This is a genomic window from Neisseria sp. P0021.S007, from assembly GCF_051956855.1.
The window spans coordinates 1-489 of the sequence record NZ_JBQCXA010001389.1 but is presented as its reverse complement, the minus strand read 5'-3'; the positions used below and the strand labels follow the sequence as shown (position 1 = coordinate 489).

The following is a 489-nucleotide window of genomic DNA, read 5'->3' as shown; positions in this document are numbered from 1 at the left end:
CCTTAAAACAAATCGACATTGAGTTGGCGAAATATCCCGCCGACCAACGCCGTTCAGCCATCATGGGCGCGTTGCGTATCGCCCAAACCGAAAAAGGCTGGCTCGCCCCCGAAACCATCGCCTTTGTTGCCGACTACATCTGCATCACGCCGGCGCAGGCATACGAAGTCGCCACTTTCTACAATATGTACGACCTCGAGCCGGTCGGCAAATACAAACTGACTGTCTGCACCAACCTTCCCTGCGCCCTGCGTGGCGGCATGGATACCGGCGAATACCTGAAGAAAAAACTCGGTATCGGCTACGGCGAAACCACGCCCGACGGAAAATTCACCCTCGTCGAAGGCGAATGCATGGGTGCATGCGGCGACGCTCCGGTTATGCTGGTAAACAACCACAGTATGTGCAGCTTTATGACTGAAGAGGCGATTGAGAAGAAACTGGCCGAACTGAAATAAAAGGCCGTCTGAAAAAGGGATATGGTATGGA

The 489-nt window shown here is 53.8% G+C and carries 1 protein-coding gene; it reads left to right on the top strand.

Annotation, left to right across the window (positions count from 1 at the left end; genetic code table 11):
* The coding region (gene nuoE / locus ACTHUR_RS19325; protein ID WP_440400406.1) for an NADH-quinone oxidoreductase subunit NuoE at positions 1-458 on the top strand (458 nt) is incomplete at its 5' end.
* Positions 459-489: the final 31 nt, after the last annotated feature.